At 69.5% G+C, this 20,787-nt stretch carries 17 protein-coding genes and 1 pseudogene; 13 read left to right on the top strand and 5 right to left on the bottom strand.

The window, feature by feature from the left end; translation table 11 throughout:
* Positions 1–28: 28 nt before the first annotated feature.
* Positions 29–676: pseudogene (locus AC1RN0_RS10155) on the bottom strand (enoyl-CoA hydratase); the annotation flags it as partial.
* Between the two features lie 242 nt (positions 677–918).
* Here AC1RN0_RS10155 and eno point away from each other — a divergent pair.
* The 7 genes from eno (at position 919) to lpdA (ending at position 8,516) form a co-directional block, all read left to right on the top strand.
* Positions 919–2,199 (top strand): phosphopyruvate hydratase, encoded by a 1,281-nt coding sequence (eno, locus tag AC1RN0_RS10150; RefSeq protein ID WP_492787320.1) that lies wholly within the window; start codon positions 919–921, stop codon positions 2,197–2,199.
* 236 nt (positions 2,200–2,435) lie between these two features.
* On the top strand, positions 2,436–2,732 hold the full coding sequence (locus tag AC1RN0_RS10145) for an FtsB family cell division protein (protein ID WP_488900853.1): 297 nt from the start codon (positions 2,436–2,438) through the stop codon (positions 2,730–2,732).
* A gap of 77 nt (positions 2,733–2,809) precedes the next feature.
* Positions 2,810–3,826, top strand: a complete 1,017-nt coding sequence (gene pdhA, locus AC1RN0_RS10140) for a pyruvate dehydrogenase (acetyl-transferring) E1 component subunit alpha (RefSeq protein ID WP_492787319.1) — start codon at positions 2,810–2,812, stop codon at positions 3,824–3,826.
* 17 nt (positions 3,827–3,843) lie between these two features.
* The gene (locus tag AC1RN0_RS10135) at positions 3,844–5,220 is read left to right on the top strand and encodes a pyruvate dehydrogenase complex E1 component subunit beta (RefSeq protein ID WP_492787318.1); all 1,377 of its coding nucleotides are present in this window, start codon (positions 3,844–3,846) and stop codon (positions 5,218–5,220) included.
* 151 nt (positions 5,221–5,371) lie between these two features.
* On the top strand, positions 5,372–5,773 hold the full coding sequence (locus AC1RN0_RS10130; protein ID WP_492787317.1) for a GFA family protein: 402 nt from the start codon (positions 5,372–5,374) through the stop codon (positions 5,771–5,773).
* On the top strand, positions 5,774–7,105 hold the full coding sequence (locus AC1RN0_RS10125) for a pyruvate dehydrogenase complex dihydrolipoamide acetyltransferase (protein WP_492787316.1): 1,332 nt from the start codon (positions 5,774–5,776) through the stop codon (positions 7,103–7,105).
* Between the two features lie 4 nt (positions 7,106–7,109).
* Entirely contained in the window at positions 7,110–8,516 is a 1,407-nt protein-coding gene (gene lpdA, locus AC1RN0_RS10120; protein ID WP_492787315.1) for a dihydrolipoyl dehydrogenase, read from the top strand.
* Positions 8,517–8,598: 82 nt separating this feature from the next.
* Here the strand turns inward: lpdA and AC1RN0_RS10115 are convergent, their stop codons facing one another.
* Entirely contained in the window at positions 8,599–10,158 is a 1,560-nt protein-coding gene (locus AC1RN0_RS10115) for an AMP-binding protein (protein ID WP_492787314.1), read from the bottom strand.
* A 79-nt stretch (positions 10,159–10,237) separates the two neighbouring features.
* Entirely contained in the window at positions 10,238–11,290 is a 1,053-nt protein-coding gene (locus AC1RN0_RS10110; RefSeq protein ID WP_492787313.1) for an alpha/beta fold hydrolase, read from the bottom strand.
* Between the two features lie 206 nt (positions 11,291–11,496).
* Here AC1RN0_RS10110 and lipA point away from each other — a divergent pair, with 206 nt between their 5' ends.
* Together lipA and AC1RN0_RS10100 are read left to right on the top strand one after the other, a co-directional pair.
* Positions 11,497–12,450: a lipoyl synthase gene (gene lipA / locus AC1RN0_RS10105; RefSeq protein WP_492787312.1), complete on the top strand. Its 954-nt coding sequence runs from the start codon at positions 11,497–11,499 to the stop codon at positions 12,448–12,450.
* Between the two features lie 17 nt (positions 12,451–12,467).
* Positions 12,468–12,917, top strand: coding sequence for a type II toxin-antitoxin system RatA family toxin (locus AC1RN0_RS10100; RefSeq protein WP_492787311.1), 450 nt, complete (start codon positions 12,468–12,470; stop codon positions 12,915–12,917).
* A 117-nt stretch (positions 12,918–13,034) separates the two neighbouring features.
* On the opposite strand, the gene AC1RN0_RS10095 is transcribed toward AC1RN0_RS10100, so the two are convergent.
* Entirely contained in the window at positions 13,035–13,523 is a 489-nt protein-coding gene (locus AC1RN0_RS10095; RefSeq protein WP_492787310.1) for a CinA family protein, read from the bottom strand.
* An 81-nt stretch (positions 13,524–13,604) separates the two neighbouring features.
* Between AC1RN0_RS10095 and AC1RN0_RS10090 the strand changes: the two genes are divergently transcribed.
* Positions 13,605–15,914, top strand: coding sequence for a fused MFS/spermidine synthase (locus AC1RN0_RS10090; protein WP_492787309.1), 2,310 nt, complete (start codon positions 13,605–13,607; stop codon positions 15,912–15,914).
* Between the two features lie 105 nt (positions 15,915–16,019).
* On the opposite strand, the gene AC1RN0_RS10085 is transcribed toward AC1RN0_RS10090, so the two are convergent.
* Entirely contained in the window at positions 16,020–17,156 is a 1,137-nt protein-coding gene (locus AC1RN0_RS10085; RefSeq protein ID WP_492787308.1) for a bifunctional 2-C-methyl-D-erythritol 4-phosphate cytidylyltransferase/2-C-methyl-D-erythritol 2,4-cyclodiphosphate synthase, read from the bottom strand.
* 90 nt (positions 17,157–17,246) lie between these two features.
* Here AC1RN0_RS10085 and dusB point away from each other — a divergent pair, with 90 nt between their 5' ends.
* The 3 genes from dusB to AC1RN0_RS10070 are packed head-to-tail and all read left to right on the top strand — an operon-like array spanning position 17,247 to position 20,778.
* Positions 17,247–18,254: a tRNA dihydrouridine synthase DusB gene (gene dusB, locus AC1RN0_RS10080; protein WP_492787307.1), complete on the top strand. Its 1,008-nt coding sequence runs from the start codon at positions 17,247–17,249 to the stop codon at positions 18,252–18,254.
* Positions 18,251–19,360: a two-component system sensor histidine kinase NtrB gene (locus AC1RN0_RS10075; RefSeq protein WP_492787306.1), complete on the top strand. Its 1,110-nt coding sequence runs from the start codon at positions 18,251–18,253 to the stop codon at positions 19,358–19,360. Before dusB ends, AC1RN0_RS10075 begins: the two co-directional genes overlap by 4 nt.
* A complete protein-coding gene (locus AC1RN0_RS10070; RefSeq protein WP_492787305.1) occupies positions 19,357–20,778 on the top strand; it encodes a sigma 54-interacting transcriptional regulator in 1,422 nt (473 codons plus the stop codon). The genes AC1RN0_RS10075 and AC1RN0_RS10070 overlap by 4 nt, the downstream gene beginning before the upstream one ends.
* Positions 20,779–20,787: the final 9 nt, after the last annotated feature.

Here is a 20,787-nt window from a genome sequence, read left to right as displayed (position 1 = left end):
GGGGGACCATCCGAAGGATGGTGGAGGGGGCAGCGCCGCCGTCGATGATCCGCTTGTAGGTGGTCAGGGTCTCGACCGGGATGGTGGCCATGTCGGCCGCCAGTTTCTTCGCCACGGTCAGCAGGTCGGCCGCCGGCACGACCCGGTTGACCAGGCCCCACTCGCAGGCGGTCTGCGCGTCGAGGAAGTTGCCGGTCAGGGAGAGCTCCTTGGCCCGGTAGATGCCGATCAGGCGCGACAGCTTCTGCGACAGGCCCCAGCCCGGCATGATGCCGACGCGGGCGTGGGTGTCGGCGAAGCGGGCGTTCTCCGAGGCGATCAGCACGTCGCAGGCCAGGGCCACCTCGAAGCCGCCGGTGATGGCCACGCCGTTGATCGCGCCGATCACCGGTTTGGTGCAAAGCTCGATGGCCTTGACCGGGTTCTCGTCGGCGCCGTCGGCGTTGGCCGCGCTCATGGCCCTGGGATCGGAGCCCAGCTCCTTCAGGTCCAGGCCCGCCGTGAAGGCCCGCTCGCCCGCGCCGGTCAGGATCACCACGCTGACCTCCGGATCGGCGTCCAGGGCGACCATGGCCTTGTAGAGCTCCGACCGCATGGCCTTGGACAGGGCGTTCATCGCCTCGGGGCGGTTCAGGGTGACGACGGCGATCCCGTCCTGTTTCTCGACCAGCAGCAGCATGGGGGCGTTCCTCTGTTTGCCTCCGGCATGACCGGGCGACGGAGGGGCAGTCAAGCGGGGTGCTGTTGCAGGGTGCGTCCTTCGACACGCCCGCTGCGCGGGCTGCTCAGGATGACAACCACAAATGCAAGTCATCCTGAGCAGGCCCGAAGGGCCGTGTCGAAGGACGCAACGGCCCTTCGGTTGCGATTCCCCGGTCGGAAGGCTAATCGGGGCGCGCTTTTTATGAAGGACGCCCCATGACCGAGATCGTCGACATCATCGCCCGCGAAATCCTCGACAGCCGCGGCAACCCGACCGTCGAAGTCGATGTGGTGCTGGAAGACGGCTCGTTCGGCCGCGCGGCCGTCCCGTCGGGCGCCTCCACCGGCGCCCATGAGGCGGTCGAGAAGCGCGACGGCGACAAGAACCGCTACGGCGGCAAGGGCGTGCTGGACGCGGTCGCCGCGGTCAACGGCGAGATCTACGACGCCCTGAGCGGCGTCGACGCCGAGGACCAGCGCCGCATCGACAGCCTGCTGATCGAGCTGGACGGCACGAAGAACAAGGCGCGCCTCGGCGCCAACGCCATCCTCGGCGTCTCGCTGGCCACGGCCAAGGCCACCGCCGTCAGCGCCGACCTGCCGCTGTACAAGTACGTCGGCGGCGTCTCGGCCCGCGTGCTGCCGGTGCCGATGATGAACATCATCAACGGCGGGGCCCACGCCGACAATCCGATCGACATCCAGGAGTTCATGATCCTGCCGACCGGCGCCGCGACCTTCTCCGAAGGCCTGCGCATGGGCGCGGAGATCTTCCACGGCCTGAAAAAGGCCCTCAAGGACGCCGGCCACAACACCAACGTCGGCGACGAGGGCGGCTTTGCTCCCAACATCGGCTCGGCCGAGGAGGCGCTGGCCTTCATCATGAAGGCGGGCGAATCCGTCGGCTATCGCGCCGGCGAGGACTTCGTGCTCGGCCTCGACGTGGCGGCCACCGAGTTCTTCAAGAACGGCAAGTATGTGCTTGAAGGCGAAGGCAAGACCGTCGATCCGGCCGGCATGGTCGCCTACCTCGAAGGCCTGGTGAGCAAGTTCCCGATCGTGACTATCGAGGACGGCTGTTCGGAAGACGACTTCGAGGGCTGGGGCCTGCTGACCGCCGCCCTCGGCAAGAAGATCCAGCTGGTCGGCGACGACCTGTTCGTGACCAACCCCGAGCGCCTCGCCATGGGCATCGACAGGGGCCTGGCCAACTCGATCCTGGTCAAGGTCAACCAGATCGGCACGCTCAGCGAGACGCTGGACGCCGTCGATATGGCCCACCGCGCCGGCTACACCGCCGTCATGAGCCATCGCTCGGGCGAGACCGAGGACTCGACCATCGCCGACCTGGCCGTGGCCACCAACTGCGGACAGATCAAGACCGGCTCGCTGGCCCGCTCCGACCGGACGGCCAAGTACAACCAGCTGCTGCGCATCGAGGAGCAGCTGGACGACCAGGCGATCTACCTCGGCCGCAAGGCGATCAAGCAGCGCTGATTCACCCTCGATCCGACAAACCGCCGTCATCCTCGCCCCCGTGGCGAGGATCCCTCGATCCGCCGCAAGAGCGGGTTTCCGTCCTGACGGGGTCGGAACGCGTCGAGAGGGGTCCTGGGCACAAGGCCCAGGATGACGGCATGGGGTCACATCCGCCGATCGGTCGCGAAGATTAGCGACCCCTTAACCACGCCGTCGGCAAGGTGCCAACTGTACCGCCGCCCGGATTCGCCAGCGTGTTCCAACGCCTGCAGCCCCTTCTTCCGACCTTCGCCCTGCTCGGGCTGATCGTCTATTTCGTGTCCCACGGCCTGACCGGGGAGCGGGGACTGCTGCTGGGATCGCAGCGCCGGGCGCTGCTTGCCGAAAGAACGCGCGAGTACGCCGAACTGCACAGCCGCAGGGTGGACCTCGAGGCCCGGGCGCGGCTATTACGGGATGGCAGCCTGTCGGCGGACCTTCTTGAGGAGCGCGCGCGTTCTCTTCTGGGCTTCGCCGATCCGAAGGATTATGTGATCCGAACCAAGCCCTGATCCGGGTCGAATGTTTCGTCCCGGCCGCAATGCGAGGGACGATCTGGCCGCGATGATACGGTTCAAGGGAGAAGTGAATGGCGCGGACGCGTAAGGCGGAGGCCGTTTCGGGCGAGGCGTCCGGCGCCGGGAGCCGGGAGACCCTCCTCAAGTACTACCGCGACATGCTGCTGATCCGCCGCTTCGAGGAGCGGGCCGGCCAGCTGTACGGCATGGGCCTGATCGGCGGCTTCTGCCACCTCTACATCGGCCAGGAGGCGATCGCCGTCGGCATGGACGCGATCCGCAGGCCCGGCGACCAGATCATCACCGGCTACCGCGACCACGGCCACATGCTGGCCGCGGGCATGGACCCGAACGAAGTCATGGCCGAGCTGACCGGCCGGGCCGGCGGCTCGTCGAAGGGCAAGGGCGGCTCGATGCACATGTTCTCGACGGCCGAGGGCTTCTACGGCGGCCACGGCATCGTCGGGGCGCAGGTCAGCCTCGGCACGGGCCTCGCCCTGGCCGACAGGTACCGCGACAACGGCGCCGTCAGCTTCACCTACTTCGGCGACGGCGCGGCCAACCAGGGCCAGGTCTACGAGAGCTTCAACATGGCCGAGCTCTGGTCCCTGCCGGTCGTCTATGTGATCGAGAACAACCAGTACGCCATGGGCACCTCGATCGAGCGGGCCAGCGCCGAGACCCGGCTGCACAAGCGCGGCATCTCGTTCAACATTCCGGGCGAGGAAGTCGACGGCATGGACGTCGAGGCGGTCGCCGCCGCCGGCGCCAAGGCCGCCGAGCACGCTCGCAGCGGCAAGGGCCCCTACATCCTCGAGATGAAGACCTACCGCTACCGCGGCCACTCGATGAGCGACCCGGCCAAATACCGCACCAAGGAAGAGGTCGACGAGGTCAAGAAGACCCGCGATCCGATTGATCACCTGCGCGAAAAGCTGGCGGCGGTGAAGGTCACCGAGGACGAGCTGAAGGTCATCGACGCCGAGGTGAAGGCCATCGTCGCCGCCGCCGCCGAATTCGCCCGCACCAGCCCCGAACCCGACCCGTCCGAACTGTACACCGACGTCTATCTGGAGGCCGCGCAGTGAGTTCGGTCGAGATTCTCATGCCCGCGCTTTCCCCGACGATGGAGGAGGGCACCCTCGCCAAATGGCACGTGAAGGCGGGCGACACGGTCAAGGCCGGCGATGTCATCGCCGAGATCGAGACCGACAAGGCGACCATGGAGGTCGAGGCCGTCGACGAGGGCGTCATCGGCGCCATCCTCGTGCCCGCCGGGACCGAGAACGTGAAGGTGAATACGCCGATCGCCCGGCTGGGCGAGGGCGAGGCCAGCGCCTCTGCGTCCTTCGACACGCCTGCTCCGCAGGCTGCTCAGGATGACCTGGAGGGTAGCAAAAAGGCCAGTCAGGCTGAGCAGGCCGCGCCAGCGGCCGTGTCGAAGCCCGCAACGGCCGCACCCAAGCCTCTCAACGACCCCGAAATCCCCGCTGGCTCCAAAATGGTCCGCATCACCGTGCGCGACGCCCTGCGCGACGCCATGGCCGAGGAGATGCGCCGTGACGGCGACGTCTTCCTGATGGGCGAGGAGGTGGCGCAGTACCAGGGAGCCTACAAGGTCTCCCGCGACCTGCTGCAGGAGTTCGGCCCGCGTCGGGTCATCGACACCCCGATCACCGAGCACGGCTTCGCGGGCCTCGGCGTCGGCGCGGCCATGGCGGGCCTGAAACCCATCGTCGAGTTCATGACCTGGAACTTCGGCATGCAGGCCATCGACCAGATCATCAACTCGGCCGCCAAGACGCTCTACATGTCCGGCGGCCAGATCAAATCCTCGATCGTGTTCCGCGGCCCCAACGGCGCGGCCAGCCGCGTCGGGGCCCAGCACAGCCAGGACTACAGCGCCTGGTACGCCCAGATCCCCGGCCTGAAGGTCATCGCGCCCTATGACGCGGCCGACGCCAAGGGCCTGCTCAAGGCGGCCATCCGCGACCCCAACCCCGTCGTCTTCCTCGAGCACGAGATGATGTACGGCGTGGAGTTCGACATTCCCGAGGTGGACGACTGGGTCGTGCCGATCGGCAAGGCCAAGGTCCGCCGCGAAGGCAAGGACGTGACCATCACCGCCCACAGCCGCATGGTCGGCCTGGCGCTGAAGGCCGCCGAGACCCTCGCCGCCGAGGGCATCGAGGCGGAGGTCATCGATCTGCGCACCCTGCGCCCGCTGGACCACGAGACGATCCTCGAAAGCGTGCGCAAGACCAACCGCCTGGTCAGCGCCGAGGAAGGCTGGGGCCCGATGGGCGTCGGCGCCGAGATCGTCGCCCGGGTCGTCGAGCACGCCTTCGACTACCTCGACGCCCCGCCCCTGCGCGTCCACCAGGAAGACGTCCCGCTGCCCTACGCCGCCAACCTCGAAGCCCTGTCGCTGCCCGGTCCGGACAAGATCGTCCGGGCGGTGAAGGCGGTGTGTTACCGGTGATGCTGTCGCCGGCACATCCGGCCCTGCGTCCTTCGAGACGCGGCTGCGCCGCTCCTCAGGATGACGGGCAGGGGTGGGTAGCACCTCTCTACGCCATGGTGAGGAGCGAGGCCCCAGCCGAGCGTCTCGAACCACGCAAGGGGTGTCAGCGATGACTTCCAAAACCCACGTCAACACCGGCGGCTGCCACTGCGGCGCGGTGCGCTTCGAGGCCGACCTGCCGGCCGTGGTCGAGGCCCAGACCTGCAACTGCTCGATGTGCGAGAAGGTCGGCTTCATCCACATCATCGTGCCGGAAAACCGCTTCCGTCTGACCTCGGGCGGCGACCAGATCACGACCTACACGTTCAACACCGGCGTCGCGAAGCACACCTTCTGCAAGGTCTGCGGCGTGAAGAGCTTTTACCGGCCCCGCTCCAACCCGGACGGCTGGTCGGTCAACGCCCGCTGCCTCGACACCACCGAGGGACTCGATCTGCGCATCGAGGCCTTCGACGGCCAGAACTGGGAGGTCCACGCGGCCGCCCTGGCGCATCTCAGTAAGGAAGACTGAATGTCCATCGACATCCTCATGCCCGCCCTGTCCCCGACCATGGAGGAAGGGACGCTGGCGAAATGGCACGTGAAGGCGGGCGACACGGTCAAGGCCGGCGACGTCATCGCCGAGATCGAGACCGACAAGGCGACGATGGAGGTCGAGGCCGTCGACGAGGGCGTGGTCGAGGCCCTGCTGGTCGACGCCGGGACCGAGAACGTCAAGGTCAACGCGGTGATCGCGCGGCTGGCCGGGGAGGGGGAGGTTGCGTCCTTCGACACGCCGGCTTCGCCGGCTGCTCAGGATGACAAGAAGGGTGCTCCCGCGCCCGCCGCCAAAGCCGCGCCCGAAACCACCCCTCTAAGTCATCCTGAGCAGGCGCGAAGCGCCGTGTCGAAGGACGCAACGACGGCGCCGCCCCAGTTTAACGGCGCGTCCGGCGAGCGTGTGTTCGCCTCGCCCCTGGCCCGCAGGCTGGCGCAGGCGGCCGGCCTCGACCTGAAATCCATCGCCGGGTCCGGCCCGCATGGCCGGGTGATCAAGGCCGACGTCGACGCCGCGCGCGGCAAGCTCTCCTCCTCCGCCAGGGCTTCGGAGGACAAGCCCGCCGTCGCTCCGGCTCGTCAGGTCCAGTCGCTGGAGCAGCAGGGCATCCCCGCCGGCAGCTACGACCTGGTCCCGCTCGACGGCATGCGCAAGACCATCGCCCGGCGGATGACCGACAGCTTCCGCGATGTGCCGCACTTCCCGCTGACCATCGATCTTGAGATCGACACGCTGCTGGCGGCGCGGGCGAAGATCAACGCCATGCTCGAGAAGGACGGGGTCAAGGTCAGCGTCAACGACCTGGTGATCAAGGCCGTGGCCGTGGCGCTGAAGCGCGTGCCGGAGGCCAACTCCAGCTACACGCCGGAAGGCATCGCCCTGCACCACCACGCCGACATCGCCATGGCCGTGGCCATCGACGGCGGCCTGATCACCCCGATCATCCGCGCCGCCGAGACCAAGGGCCTGGCCCAGATCGCCACCGAGGCCAGGGACCTGGCCGCGCGCGCCCGCGACAAGAAGCTCAAGCCCGAGGAATTCCAGGGCGGCACCTTCTCGATCTCCAACATGGGCATGATGGGCATCAAGTCCTTCGCCTCGATCATCAACGAGCCGCAGGCGTGCATCCTCAGCGTCGGGGCCGGCGAGCCGCGCCCGGTGGTGAAGAACGGCGCCCTGGCCGTCGCCACCGTGATGACCGTGACCCTGACCTGCGATCACCGCGCGGTCGACGGCGCCATCGGCGGCCGTTTCCTCGCCGCCTTCAAGGCGCTGATCGAAGATCCCCTGACGATGATCGTTTGAGGCCGTGACCATGGATTTCGACGTCATCGTCATCGGCTCCGGCCCGGGCGGCTATGTGACCGCCATCCGCGCCAGCCAGCTGGGCCTGAAGACCGCCATCGTCGAGCGGGCGGAGCTCGGCGGCATCTGCCTCAACTGGGGCTGCATCCCGACCAAGGCCCTGCTCAAGAGCGGCGAGGTCTATGAGCAGCTGTCGCATCTGGCCGACTATGGCCTGTCGGCCGGCGGCGCGAGTTTCGACTTTCCCAAGATCATCGAGCGGTCGCGCGGCGTGGCGAAGAAGATGGAGGGCGGCGTCGCCTTCCTGATGAAGAAGCACAGGATCGAAGTGCTTTTCGGAACCGCGACCCTGGAGAAGGGCGCCCCGGCGCCGAAGGTGACCGTCGCCCTCAACGCCGGCGGCAAGCGGACGATCACGGCCAGACATGTGATCCTGGCCACCGGCGCCCGCGCCCGGACGATCCCGGCCATCGGCCTGGAGAGCGACGGCGACCGCGTCTGGACCTACCGCGACGCCCTGGTTCCGAAGGCCTGCCCCAAGAGCCTGATCGTCATCGGCTCAGGCGCCATCGGCATCGAATTCGCCAGCTTCTACAGGGCCTTGGGCGCGGACGTTACGGTGATCGAAGCCCTCGACCGCATCCTGCCCGTCGAGGATGAGGAGGTGTCGAAGGCGGCCCACAAGGCGTTCGAGAAGCGCGGCCTGAAATTCCGCGTCGCGGCCAAGGTCACGAAGCTGAGCAAGAGCAAGACCGGCGTCTCCGTGGCCCTGGAGGCCGGCGGCAAGGCCGAGACCCTGACCGCCGATGTGGCCATCGTCGCCGTCGGCATCACCGGCAATGTCGAGAATCTCGGCCTCGAGGCGCTGGACGTGACCGTCGATCGCGGCCATGTGGTCACCGACGATCACGGCCGGACCAACGTTCCGGGTCTCTACGCCATCGGCGACATCGCCGGGCCGCCCTGGCTGGCGCACAAGGCCAGCCACGAGGGCGTCCACTGCGTCGAGCACATCGCCGGGCTCAAGCCCGTAAACCTGACCGCGCCGATCCCCGGCTGCACCTATTCCAATCCGCAGATCGCCTCGGTCGGCCTGACCGAAGCGGCGGCGAAGGCCGCCGGCCATGAGCCGAAGGTCGGCCGCTTCCCGTTCCGCGTGAACGGCAAGGCCGTCGCGGCCGGCGAGATCGAGGGCTTCGTCAAGACGGTGTTCGACGGCAGGACCGGCGCGCTGCTCGGGGCCCACATGATCGGCCACGAGGTCACCGAAATGATCCAGGGCTTCGCCGTGGCGATGACGCTGGAAGCCACCGAGGAAGACCTGATGGCCACCGTCTTCGCCCATCCGACGATGAGCGAGGCGATGCACGAGTCGGTCCTCGACGCCTACGGCAGGGCGCTGCACATCTGACCGACGGGGACCTGTATCGAAGGTACGTGTCCCCTGATCGAGCAGCACCGTTTGGGGGACGCGTACCTGCGGTACGGGTCCCCTAAGCCGCCCTCGTGTCCGTCTCGGCCATGCGCTGGATGGCGACGTAGTCGGTCTTGCCGGTGCCCAGCACCGGGACTTCCGGAATGGTGATGATCCGGCGCGGCACCGACAGCTCGGGCGCGCCCAGGCTCTGGGCGTGGGCCAGCAACGGCGCGACCGAGGCGTCGGTCCGGTCGGTGTACAGGATCAGCCGCTCGCCCTTCTTCTTGTCGGGCATCGAGATCACCGCGTGGCGGCCTTCCGGCCAGACGGCGACCGCCAGGTCCTCGGCGGCGGTCAGGGAGACCATCTCCCCGCCGATCTTGGCGAAGCGCTTGACCCGGCCCTTGATCGTGACCCAGCGGTCCTCGCCCTCGATCGTCACCACGTCGCCGGTGTCGTGCCAGCCGTCGGGCAGGGGATCGACGCCGCCCTTGTCGTTCAGGTAGCCGGCCATGACATTCGGCCCGCGCAGGAACAGGCGGCCGCCGCCGGCGATGCCCTCTACGGTCTCGATGCGCGTCTCCATGCCCGGCAGCATGCCGCCCACGGTGCCGCGGCGGTTGTCGGTCGGCTTGTTGACCGCCACCACGGGCGAGGCCTCGGTCGCGCCGTAGCCTTCCAGCACCGGCACGTCGCCGAAACGCTCGGCGATCAGGTTGTGCGTCTCGTCGCGGACCTTCTCGGCGCCGCAGACGATGAACTTTAGGCCCGACAGGTCGCCCGGATCGGCCGACCGCGCGTACTGGTTCACGAAGGTGTCGGTGGCCAGCAGGATCGAGGCCTTCGACTCACGGATCAGCGTCGGGATCTGCTTGATGTGCAGGGGCGAGGGGTACTGGAACGCCTTCATCCCGGTCAGGATCGGCAGCAGCACGCCGCCGGTCAGGCCGAAGCAGTGGAACGTCGGCAGCGGGTTGAACATCACCCAGTCGGGATCGAGATCGATGTGCGCCTCGATCTGGTGCACGTTGGTGACGAGGTTCTTGTGACTCAGCACCACGCCGCGCGGCGCGCCGAAGCTGCCCGAGGTGAACAGGATCACGCCGGGTTCGTCGTAGCCGAGTTTGGCCCGGAACTGGTGCGGGAACAGGCCCGCCGTGGCCGCGAACAGCTTGTCGGCCAGGCCGATCTGCGCCCGCAGGTCCTCGAGGTAGACGATCTTGCAGCCGCCGGTCTCCAGCGAGTCCACCAGGTCGTGCAGCTTGCCCTGCTCGATGAAGGCGTGCGCCGTCAGCACCGTCTTCACGCCGGCCAGCCTGCAGGCCGCCCGCAGGTTGCGCAGCCCGGCCGTGAAGTTGAGCATCGTCGGAATGCGGCCGAAGGCATGCAGGCCGAAGAAGGTCACGACCGCCCCGGCGCTTGAAGGCAGCAGCACGCCGACGTGCTCGCCCTTGGCGGTGATGCCCGCGATCTTGCGGCCGAGCGCGAACGCCCCGCGGATCAGGTCGGTGTAGCTGAGCGGTGTACGGTTCTGATCCTCAAGGATCGGCTTCTTGGCCCCGTATCGGTCGCGGGCCTCGAGCAGGGCGTCAAAGACGGACCGCTCGCCAGCCCGCGCGTCGTAAGCACGCGGCATATGGGTGAAACTCCCCGGATGTTTCCCACCAGTATCGTTGGCTGACCCTATCGTCCGGGTCCGGCGTTGAAAAGGTCCGTTACAGACCGTGATCGACGGCGGGGCCCACCAGGATGGGCCGGGAGCCGGCCCGGGCGCGCACGAAGCTGTCCACGGCGGCCAGCCAGGGGCCGCGGATCGCGTCCCGTTCGAGATGCAGCGCGTGGCGGCCGCCCCTGAAGCTGTAGAGGCGGCATCGGGCCATCTCCCGGCAGACCTCGGCCTGCGCCGTGGCGTCCGCTTTGCGGTCGGCGCCGGCGTTCAGCAACAGGGCAGGGGTCTCGACGGCGTTAAGTCCGGGCTGGATGGCCTTCGAGGTCGCCCGGAAGCTGGCCAGCCAGCCGAGGCTCGGGCCGCCCATGCGCAGGTCGGGGTTGGCGAGCTCCCAGGCCAGCTGGACCTTGCCCCGCCAGGGATCGCCGGTCAGGCCGGCGGCGACGCCGTCCGGGCCGCCACGCGACCAGCCGCTGTTCCAGGCGGCGGGCAGGCGGCCGAGCCCCGCCTTCACCAGCGCCGCCTTGGTGCTGTCGATCGGGTCCTTCGCCGCGAACGCCGGGGCCGACAGGATCAGTCCTTCGGCCGGCGCGCCCTGTTCCACGGCGGCCACGGCGATCAGCCCGCCGACCGAATGGCCGAGCAGGATGATCGGCGTGTCCGGCGCGGCGGCGGCCATCATCCGGCTGAGGGTCTTCACCGCCCGGACATCATCCTGGAACTGCGGCGCATGGCCGAGGTCACGGGGCAGCACGTAGCGCTCCGATCCGCCCTGGCCGGCCCGCTCCAGCACCCAGACGCTGTAGCCGCGCCGGTTCAGGTCGGTCGCCGTCTCGAACCAGGCCTCGGCCGATTCGCCGTAGCCGGTGAGGATCAGGATCTGCGCCTGCGGCGTCACCAGGGTCGAGGAGACGCCGTAACGCTGGGCCGGAGCGTCACCGACCTTGAGCAACCCCCAGGCCCAGCCCTGCGGCGCCCAGAAGCGCGGCCCCAACTGCTGCGGAATGCGGCTCTCGACGAACGGCGCGCGGCCGTCGCCCTCGCCGCCGCAGGCCGCGAGAAGGAGCAGAAGACCGGCCAGGGCGAGGCGGCGAAGCATTGACCGGGAGTGTCGGGGGCTTGGCGGGCAGCCGCAAGACCGTTCGCCTTACGCGCTGCCGAGGACAGTTCAAGCAGTCCCGAGGGACAGCTAGAACAGTCCCCGAATGCCGTCAGGGACAGGTTAAGCTGTCCCTTGGGACTGCTTAACCTGTCCCGTGTCGCTCAAGGCTTGATCCAGCGCCCCGGAAGGACGATCTAGGCCCCATGGCCACGGTGATCGACACCCTGAAGGCGCGACCGCGCCATCCCGAGAAACAGAACCGGCCCGAGACGCCGCTGCTGCGCAAGCCCGACTGGCTGCGCGTGCGCGCGCCGGGCTCCGCGGGCTACAACGACACCCGCGACATCGTCCGCTCGCTCGGCCTGACCACGGTCTGCGAGGAGGCGGCCTGTCCGAACATCGGCGAGTGCTGGACCCAGAAGCACGCGACCATGATGATCATGGGCGAGATCTGCACGCGCGCCTGCGCGTTCTGCAACGTCACCACCGGCAAGCCCAACCCGCTGGACCCGACCGAGCCGGCCCGCGTGGCCGAAGCCGTGGCGACCATGGGCCTCAAGCATGTGGTCATCACCTCGGTCGACCGGGACGATCTCGACGACGGCGGCGCGGCCCATTTCGCGGCCGTGGTCCATGCGATCCGCGCCGCGGCGCCGGACACGACCATCGAGATCCTGACGCCCGACTTCCTGCGCAAGGACGGCGCGGCCGAGATCGTCATCGACTCGGCGCCGGACGTGTTCAACCACAACCTCGAGACCGTGCCGCGGCTCTATCTGACCATCCGCCCGGGCGCCCGCTACTACAACAGCCTGCGCCTGCTCGACCGGGTCAAGGAACGCGACCCGCGCCGCTTCACCAAGTCCGGCCTGATGGTCGGCCTGGGCGAGACGAGGGAAGAGGTCATGCAGGTGATGGACGACATGCGCTCGGCCGGCGTCGATTTCCTGACCATCGGCCAGTATCTGCAGCCGACCCGCCGCCACGCGGCCGTCGACCGGTTCGTCCATCCCGACGAGTTCGCGGCCTATGAGGCGATCGCCCGGGCCAAGGGCTTCCTGATGGTCTCGGCCAGCCCGCTGACCCGCTCCTCGCACCACGCCGGCGAGGACTTCGCGCAGCTCAAGGCCGCGCGCGAAGCGCTCGACGCCCGCTAGGTCCGGGACGGGGCGGTTTGAAACACAGGCTCACCCGCATCCTGCCCTACACGCCGGACCAGCTGTTCCAGCTTGTCGGCGACGTGGAACGCTATCCCGAGTTCGTGCCCTGGATCACCGCCCTGCGCGTCTGGAACCGCCAGGACCCCGGCGGCGGCGTGACCCTGCTCGACGCCGAGGCGGCCGTCGGCTTCTCGTTCCTGAAGGAGCGCTTCTCGACCCGCGTGCGGCGCGACGCCGGCGCCCGGACCATCGAGGTCAGCCTGCTCAGCGGCCCGTTCCGTCGGCTGCAGAACCGCTGGCATTTCGCCGACCACCCAGAGGGCGTCTGTGTCGAGTTCGAGATCGACTTCGAGTTCAAGGTCGGCTTCCTCGACCGCATCCTCAACGCCAACTTCGACCACGCGGTGAACCGGCTGATCCAGTGCTTCGACGACCGGGCGAGGGCGCTGTACGGGGTGCGGTAGGCGGGGTGCGTGGTTCGAGACGCTCGCTTGAGGCTCGCTCCTCACCATGACGGGCAAAGGTATTCGTCATCCTGAGGAGCGGACCCTCAGGTCCGCGTCTCGAAGGACGCACGCGCCCTAGATCGCCTCGCGCAACATCTGCAGCGCCGTCGCGACCGCCGCCATCTGCACGTCCCAGCGGGTGTCGACCTCGTAAAGCTCATGCCGGTGCCGGATGCCCGCCGTGCTGCGCGCGGTCGCCAGATGGACGGTGCCGACCGGCTTCATCGGCGAGCCGCCGCCGGGGCCGGCCACGCCGGTGATGGCCACGGCGATGTGGGCGCGGGAGTTGGCCAGAGCGCCCTCGGCCATCATCCGCGCCACCGGCTCCGACACCGCGCCGAAGTCGGCCAGCATGTCGCCGGGCACACCGAGCATCTCTTCCTTGGCCCGGTTGGTGTAGGTCACGAAACCCCGGTCGAAGATGTCCGAGGCCCCGGCGATCGAGCAGATCGCTCCCGCCACCAGGCCGCCGGTGCAGCTCTCGGCCGTGACGATGCGCAGATGCCGGTCGCGCACCTCCTCGATCAGCAGCCGGGCGTGCGTCTCGATCTCGATGGGGAACATGCCGGCGGTCTCCGAGGGCTGGTCAGTCGATGAGCGACAGCCCAACATCGCCCACCTCCGACTGACAAGCCGATTCGAGCCATGAGCGACACGATCGACGGTGTTTCCGGCCCGGCCGTCCGCACGCCGCCGCTGTTTGTGGCCGCGGTCTTCACCAGCGCGGCGCTGGTGTTCATGGTCCAGCCGATGGTCGCCCGGCTGGTGCTGCCGCTGCTCGGCGGCGCGCCGTCGGTGTGGAACACCAGCATGGCGTTCTTCCAGATCGCCTTGCTGGCCGGCTACGGCTACGCCCACCTGCTGCAGAAGATCCCCCGGGTGCGGCGACAGATCACGGTGCACATCAGCGCCCTGGTCCTCGCCGGGCTGACGCTCTTTCCGTTGAGCATCTCGAAACTGGCGGGCGAGCCGTCGTCGACCCATCCGGCGCTCTGGCTGCTGGCCGTGCTGACGCTGTCGGTCGGCCTGCCGTTCGCCGTGCTCTCCGCCACGGCCCCGCTGGTCCAGGCCTGGCATGCCCGGACATACCGCGGGCAGGGGGCGGAAGAGCCGTACAGCCTGTACGCGGCCAGCAACCTCGGCAGCCTGATCGCCCTGCTGGCCTATCCGGTCGTCATGGAGCCGCTGCTGACCCTGCACAGCCAGCGCTGGAGCTGGAGCAGCGGCTACTGGCTGTTCGTGCTGATCCTCGGCGGGCTGGCGATGATGATCTGGAAGCGGTCGGAGCTCCCGGCCGGCGAAGCCGCGGTCGCCCCGGCCAGGGCCACGCCGGCCCCGACCTGGCGCGAGCGGGCCATCTGGGTGGCGCTGGCGGCCATTCCGTCCAGCCTGATGCTCGGGGTCACCGCCCACCTCGCGACCGATGTCGCCTCCGCGCCCTTCCTGTGGGTCGTGCCGCTGGCCCTCTACCTGATCACCTTCATCATCGCCTTCCAGGTCCGGCCGGTGATCCCGCGCTGGGCGGTGCTGACCTTCCAGGCCGCGGCGGTGGCCGCCTGCGCCGCGACGATCCAGTTCGGATCGAACGCCATCGAGCTGCAGATGCTGGTCCACCTGACCTGCTTCTTCCTGACGGCGCTCGTCTGCCATCAGGCGCTGGTCGCGCGGCGGCCGGATCCCGAGCACCTGACCGAATTCTATCTCTGCATGTCGCTGGGCGGGGTGGTCGGCGGCTCGTTCAACGCCTTCGTCGCGCCTGTCATCTTCCGCTCCGTGGTCGAGTACCCGCTGATGCTCGCCCTGTCCTGCCTGGCGCGGCCGTGGGGACGCGGACCGTTGTCGACCCTCCAGGCGTTTCTGGTCTCCATCGGGCTGCTGGCCGCCATGGGCGCGGCCGTGGCGGTCGGACAGATCGGGCCCGGGATGATCGTCAAGCTGGCGCTCGCGACGACCACGGTGGCGGTGTTCATGCTGCGCGACCGCGCCCTGGTCATGTTCGGCCTGATCGTCGTGTTGCTCGTCGCGGGCAACATCGTCGGCGACCGGGTCAACGTGATCCGCACCGACCGCAGCTTCTTCGGCGTGCTGCGGCAGTCGCGCATGACCGTGCCGCCGACCTGGCCGACGCCGCCGGAAGAGATGGCCAGCTTCTCGGGCGGCGAATTGCGCCTGCTGGCCCACGGCACCACCCTGCACGGGGCCCAGGCCGTGAATCCGCGCTACCATTGCCGGCCGCTGGTCTACTACGCCCCCGAGACGCCGATCGGGCAGGTGTTCACCGCCTCGCAGGCGATGAGCCCGGCCCTGCGCATCGGCGCGGTCGGCCTGGGCACGGGCTCGGTCGCGGGCTACGTGCGGCCCGGCGACCACCTGACCTTCTTCGAGATTGATCCGCTGGTGATCCGCATCTCCCATGACAGCGGCCAGTTCGACTACACGACGAAATGCGCCAGGGGGGCCGTCGACTTCGTGCTCGGAGACGCGCGGCTGTCGCTGGCGAAGCAGCCGCGGGACGAATTCGACATCCTGCTGATCGACGCCTTCTCGTCCGACGCGGTGCCGGCGCACCTGCTGACGGTCGAGGCGGTGAAGGGCTACCTGGCCCGGCTCAAGCCCGACGGCGTCCTGATCCTGCACCTGTCGAACCGGAACCTGGACCTCGACGCGCCGGCCATGGCCGTGGCGAAGGCCGCCGGCGGCTACGCCCTGTTCCAGGAGCACATCATCCCGAGCAACTCGCCCAGCATGTGGGAATCGCCCGAGTCGGCCCTGATCGTGGCGAAATCGCCGGCCGCGCTGATGGACTATGAATCCGATCCACGCTGGCGCGCCACCCGCCCCGATCTCGTGCGGCCATGGACCGACGACTACACCAATCTCGTCGGCGCGATGCTGCGGCGGATCGGCGAGCGGCCGGTGTTCCGGAACCTCAAGGCGGCGCTGGAGGGAAAGTAGGGGACATCGGGGACATGTACCGAAGGTACGTGTCCCCTAAACCAACCGCCGCTGAATCTGGATTGGGGGACACGTACCTTTGGTACATGTCCCCGATGTCCCTGGCTAGACCTCCACCACCGCGATGGCCTGGGCCGCGAGGCCCTCGCCGCGGCCGGTGAAGCCCATGCCCTCGGTGGTCGTCGCCTTGACGCTGACCCGGTCGACAGGGAGGCCGAGGATCGCCGCCAGCCGGTCGCGCATGGCCTGGCGGTGCGGTTTGATCTTCGGCCGCTCGCAGATCAGCGTCACGTCGACGTTGATGATCCGGCCGCCCTTCGCGGCCACCAGCGACGCGGCGTGTTCGAGGAACAGGTCGCTCGGCGCGCCCTTCCACTTCGGATCGGTCGGCGGGAAGTGGTCGCCGATATCGCCCTCGCCGATGGCCCCCAGGATCGCGTCGGTCAGGGCGTGCAGGCCGGCGTCTGCGTCGGAATGGCCGATCAGGGTCTGGTCGTGGTCGATGCGCACGCCGCACAGCCAGACCGCTTCGCCGGGCCCCCAGCGGTGGGCGTCGAATCCGTGGCCCATGCGGGTCATGCGGGCGCAGCCCGCCAGCCGTTCGGCCATGTCGAAGTCCTCGGGGTAGGTCAGTTTCATCAGCCGCGGATCGCCCGGCGCCAGCGCCACGCGGCCGCCGTGCGCCTCGACCACCTGGGCGTCGTCGGTCGGCTCGCCCTCGCGCCAGGCGGCGTAGGCGGCCAGCAGCCGGTCGCGCCGGAAGGCCTGCGGGGTCTGGGCGCGCCACAGACCGTCGCGCGGCGTGGTGGTCAGGCCGCCGGGGCTCTCGCGCTTCAGGGTGTCGGCGACGGGCAGGGCGGGGATCGCGCCGTCCGCCGTCCCGAGCGCCTCCAGCAGCGCCGCGACATGGGCCGCCGTGACGAACGGACGGGCCGCGTCATGCACCAGCACCGGCTCGTCGGCGGGGCCGTCGATCGCCTTCAGGCCCGCCTGCACCGACAGGGCGCGCGTCGCGCCGCCCGGCGCCGTGCGCCAGCCCGCGAGACCCTTGAGCGCCTGTGCGGCGAGGGGCTCCCCATCGGGGCCGACGACCACCACGACCTCGCGCGCGCCCGCGTCCAGCAGGGCTTCGACGGACCAGCGCAGCACCGTCTTGCCGGCGACCGCGCGCCACTGTTTGGCGAGGCCGGGACCCGCCCGCGTGCCGCCGCCCGCGGCGACAATGACGACCGAAAAGCTCATCCGCCCTGTCTAGGGCGCGAAAGCCTCATCTCCAACCTTTACTGCACCGCACAATATGCCTAAAAAGGCAGCGTTCGGGGTGATTACAGAATGAGCACAATGCTCACGATTGGTGACGTGGAAGTGCCGGGGCGCGTGTGGATCGCGCCGATGACCGGCATTTCCGACCTTCCTTTCCGCAAGGCCGCGGGACGGCTCGGCGCCGCCTATGCCGCGACCGAGATGGTCGCCTGCGCCGAGTTCGCGCGCCATCGGCCCGATGTGGTCCGGCGCGCGGCGATCGGCGACGGCCACCCGCTGATGGTCGTCCAGCTGGTCGGCCGCGAGGCGCGCTGGATCGCCGAGGGGGCCCGTCTGGCCGCCGCAGCCGGGGCCCACGTCATCGACCTCAATTTCGGCTGCCCGGCGCGGGAAGTGACCGGGGTGCAGTCCGGTTCGGCCCTGATGCGCGATCTCGATCTCGCCGAGTCGCTGGTCGCCGCCGCCGTCGAGGCCGTCGACGTGCCGATCACCGTGAAGATGCGCCTCGGCTGGGACGACGCCACGCGCAACGCGCCGGAGTTCGCCCGCCGCGCCGAGGCCGTCGGGGCGAAGGCCCTGACCGTGCACGGCCGCACCCGCTGCCAGTTCTACAAGGGCGCCGCCGACTGGACCGCCGTGCGGGCGGTCAAGGAGGCCGTCTCGATCCCGGTGATCGTCAATGGCGACATCGTCGACGGCGCGACCGCCGCCCGCGCGCTGGAACAGTCCGGCGCCGACGGGGTGATGGTTGGCCGCGGCATTCTGGGCCGTCCGTGGATCGCCCGCGCCATCGAGGCCCAGCTGCAGGGCGCCACCGACGTTGAGCCGCCGCTGGCCGAGCGGCTGAAGATCGTCCTCGATCACTTCCGCGACAGCGTCGCCTTCTATGGCCCGAAGCTCGGCCTGCGCATGTTCCGCAAGCATCTGGCCGCCTATGTCGAGAACGCCCCGGCGCCCGCGTCGGCCGAGGCCCGCCGCGAGGCGCGCGCACGGCTCTGCCGGCTCGATGATCCGGCCGAGGTCGAAGCGGCCCTGACCGCCCTGTGGTCAGGCGAGCCGGAAAGGCTGGCGGCATGACCGGCCGGCTCTCGCACCTCTCGCCCGCGTCGGCGGCGGCGCTCAAGGCCGCGGCCTTCGACCTCAGTCCCGAACCCGCGCTGCTGATCGGCGCCGACGGCGCCCTGGCGGCGGCCAACGAGGCGGCCGAGGCGCTGTTCGGCCAGGGCCTCGGCCTGCTGTCGCGGGGGCGCCTCAGCGGTGTTCTGCCGGCGTCCTCGCCGCTGATGGCCCTGTTGACCCGGGCCGTGGAGGAGGGCGTCCGCGTCCGCGAGCACGGCGTCGAGATCTCGCTCTTCGGTCACGCCGGCTTCGAGGCCGACTGCGCCGCCTCGCCGCTGGGCGACGGCGCGGTTCTGCTGACCCTGCATGTGCGCGGCGCGCTCGGCGCCGAACGGGCCGCCGATCCGGCCGGCCTGCGCTCGGTGGTGGGCCTTGGCCGCATGCTGGCGCACGAGATCAAGAACCCGCTGGCGGGCATCCGCGGCGCGGCGCAGTTGCTCAAGACCGGCGCGGCTCCGGAGGATCAGCCGCTGGCCCAGCTGATCGTCGACGAGACCGAGCGGATCCGCCGGCTGGTCGACCGGATGGAGGCCTTCTCCGACGACGCCCCGCCAGAGCGCGTGCCGATCAACATCCACAGCGTGCTGGATCGCGTCCGCGCGCTGGTGGCCAACGGCGTGGCCGAGGACCTGGTGCTCAAGGAGCGCTACGATCCGTCTCTGCCGCTGACCTGGGGCGACGAGGACCTGCTGATCCAGATCTTCCTCAACCTGGTCAAGAACGCCGCCGAGGCCGCCAACATGCGCAGCGACGGCGGCGGCGAGATCACCATCTCCACCGCCTGGCGGCCCGGCGTGCGCATCCGCGACGCCAGGGGGCAGCTGCAGCAGGGCGCGCCGCTGGAGGTGAAGATCCAGGACAACGGCCCGGGCGTGCCGCCGCACATGCGCGACCACCTGTTCCAGCCGTTCGTGACCTCCAAGAGCTTCGGCGCGGGCCTCGGCCTGGCGCTGGTCGCCAAACTCGTCGCCGGCCACGGCGGCCTCATCGATTTCGAATCCGAGCCCGGCAGGACCGTGTTCCGCGTCCTCCTGCCCGTTGCTCCCTCCGGGACCTCCGAATGAACCCCGCCACCAAGAAGATTCTCATCGCTGACGACGACAGCTCGGTGCGGCTGGTGTTGAGCCAGGCCTTCACCCGCCTGGGCTACCAGGTGCGGGCGACGGGCAACGCCTCGACCCTGCTGAAATGGGTCCAGGAAGGCGAGGGCGACCTGATCCTCACCGACGTGATGATGCCGGACGAGAACGTGTTCAACGTCCTGCCGAAGATCCGCAAGGAACGGCCCAAGCTGCCGATCATCGTCATGAGCGCGCAGAACACCCTGCTGACGGCGGTCAACGCCGCCGACGCGGGGGCGTTCGAATACCTGTCCAAGCCGTTCGACCTGGACGACGTCACCGCCGCCGCCCGCCGGGCCCTGTCGCGGCCGGCCGACAACGAGGCCGCCAAGGCGCAGGCCCGGGCGATGAAGGACGAGCGCCTGCCGCTGATCGGCCGCTCGGCCCCGATGCAGGAGGTCTACCGGACGGTCGCGCGGCTGGTGGGCGCCGACCTGAAGGTGCTGATCCTCGGCGAATCCGGCACCGGCAAGGAGCTGGTCGCCCGCGCCCTGCACGACCTCGGTCGTCGCCGCGACGGCAAGTTCGTGGTCATCAACCTGGCGGCCGTGCCCCGCGAACGCGTCGAGACCGAACTGTTCGGCCGCGGCGAGGGCGACCTCGGCAAGCTGGTCGAGGCCGACGGCGGCACCCTGTTCCTCGACGAGATCGGCGACATGCCGCTCGACGCCCAGAGCCGCCTGCTGCGGGTCATCGACGGCGCCGAGCCCGCCCTCAACCCGCGCACGGGCCGGGCGCCGAACGTGCGGATCATCGCCGCCACCAACCGCGACCTGCGCGGCCTGATCCAGCAGGGCCTGTTCCGCGAAGACCTGTTCTTCCGGCTCAACGAGGCGCCGGTGCGGCTGCCGCCGCTGCGCGACCGCGTCGAGGACATCCCCGACCTGGCCCGCTCCTTCCTGCTGCGCGCCGCCCGCGAGGGCCTGCCCTCCAAGACCATCGACCAGTCGGCGCTCGACCGGCTGAAGACCCACGACTGGCCGGGCAACGTGCGCGAGCTGGAGAACCTCGTGCGGCGCATCTGCGCCCTCTACGGCGAGGACCAGATCACCGCCCGGATCATCGAGCGCGAGCTGCAGGATCCGGCCCCGGTGGTCGGCGAGGGCGGTCCCCTGACCCTGTCGCAGATCGTCGAGCGCCACCTCGCCAGCCACTTCGCCGACCAGCCTGACGGCGTGCCGGCGCCGGGCCTCTATGACCGGGTGCTGGAGGAGGTCGAGCGGCCGCTCATCCAGCTGACCCTGTCGGCCACGCGCGGCAACCAGGTGCGGGCCGCCGAGATCCTCGGCCTCAACCGCAACACCCTGCGCAAGAAGATCCAGGACCTCGGCGTGGAGATGGCCCGGGGCGCCAAGCGCTGACGTAGTCGC

Source organism: Caulobacter sp. GW821-FHT12F03, from assembly GCF_058806855.1.
Note: the sequence above shows the minus strand (reverse complement) of the source record. Positions and strands in the feature narration are given on the sequence as shown.